Origin of the sequence: Micromonospora sp. KC207, assembly GCF_004348615.1 — a bacterium.
Taxonomy (GTDB): domain Bacteria; phylum Actinomycetota; class Actinomycetes; order Mycobacteriales; family Micromonosporaceae; genus Micromonospora.
The window spans coordinates 1-1,404 of the sequence record NZ_SMKJ01000583.1 but is presented as its reverse complement, the minus strand read 5'-3'; the positions used below and the strand labels follow the sequence as shown (position 1 = coordinate 1,404).

Below are 1,404 nucleotides of genomic sequence, written 5' to 3'. Positions count from 1 at the left end.
ACACTCTCCCACCCTGGACGCACCCTCATGGCTTCCGCCCTGCGCAAGTTCCCCTTCTCCCTCCAGATCCTGCTGGGCCTCGTGCTCGGCGTGGCGCTGGGCTTCGTCGCCCGCGCCAACGACCTCGCCTGGCTGGCCAGCACCCTCGACACCGTCGGCGGCCTCTTCGTCCAGTTGCTCAAGCTGGCCGTACCGCCGCTGGTCTTCGCCGCCATCGTGGTCAGCGTGGTCAGCCTGCGCGGCGTGGCCAACGCCGCCCGACTTGCGCTGAAGACGCTGCTCTGGTTCGGCGCGACCGCGCTGATCGCGGTGAGCGTCGGCATCGGCCTGGGCCTGCTCACCGACCCGGGCCGGGGCGTCACCCTCGACGTGGGCGCCGCCGTCCCGCCCAAGACCACCGGCTCCTGGACCGACTTCCTCACCGGCATCGTCCCGACCAACCCGGTCGGCGCGTTCGTCGAGGGCAACGTGCTCCAGATCGTCTTCCTCGCCCTCGTGGTGGGCGCGGCGGCGCTGCTGGTCGGCGAGGCCGCCGAGCCGTTCGTGGCGCTCAACCGGTCGTTGCTGAGCATCGTGCAGAAGGCGCTGTGGTGGGTCATCCGGCTCGCCCCGGTCGGCACCCTCGGCCTGATCGGCAACGCCGTCGCCTCGTACGGCTGGGACCTGCTGGCCCCGCTCGCGAAGTTCACCACCGCCGTGTACGTCGGCTGCGCCATCGTGCTGTTCGTGGTCTACCCGCTGCTGCTGGTCGTCGCCGGGCGGCTCAATCCCCTGCGCTTCTTCGCCGGGGCGTGGCCGGCCATCGAGCTGGCCTTCGTCTCCCGCTCCTCGGTCGGCACCATGCCGGTGACCCAGCGTTGCGTCGAGCGTCTCGGCGTCCCCCGCGAGTACGCCTCGTTCGCGGTGCCGTTCGGCGCGACCACGAAGATGGACGGCTGCGCCGCGATCTACCCGGCCCTCGCGGCGATCTTCGTCGCGCAGGTCTTCGGGGTGGACCTGGGCGTCGGCGACTACCTGCTCATCGCGTTCGTGTCGGTGGTCGGCTCGGCCGCCACCGCCGGCCTGACCGGCGCGATCGTGATGCTCACGCTGACCCTGAGCACGCTGGGCCTGCCGCTGGCCGGGGCCGGCCTGCTGCTGGCCATCGACCCGATCCTGGACATGGTCCGCACCGCCACCAACGTGGCCGGGCAGGCCGTCGTCCCGACCATCGTGGCGGCCCGTGAGGGCACCCTCGACCGGGCGGCGTACGACTCTGCCAGCCGCCGTGACCTCGTCGCACCGGCGACGGGCGAGGCCGGCCGGGACGCCCCGGCCCAGCCGGGCGACGTCGACCGCCCCTCCCGCGCCCACGGGCCGGCCCCCGTACCCGCCTGACAGCTCCGGAGAAGATCACGACATGAG

General features: G+C 72.6%; 1 protein-coding gene. It reads left to right on the top strand.

The annotated features are described in order from the left end of the window. Positions 1 to 39: 39 nt before the first annotated feature. On the top strand, positions 40 to 1,377 hold the full coding sequence (locus tag E1258_RS32635; protein ID WP_207919937.1) for a dicarboxylate/amino acid:cation symporter: 1,338 nt from the start codon (positions 40 to 42) through the stop codon (positions 1,375 to 1,377). The last annotated feature ends 27 nt before the right edge of the window (positions 1,378 to 1,404 follow it).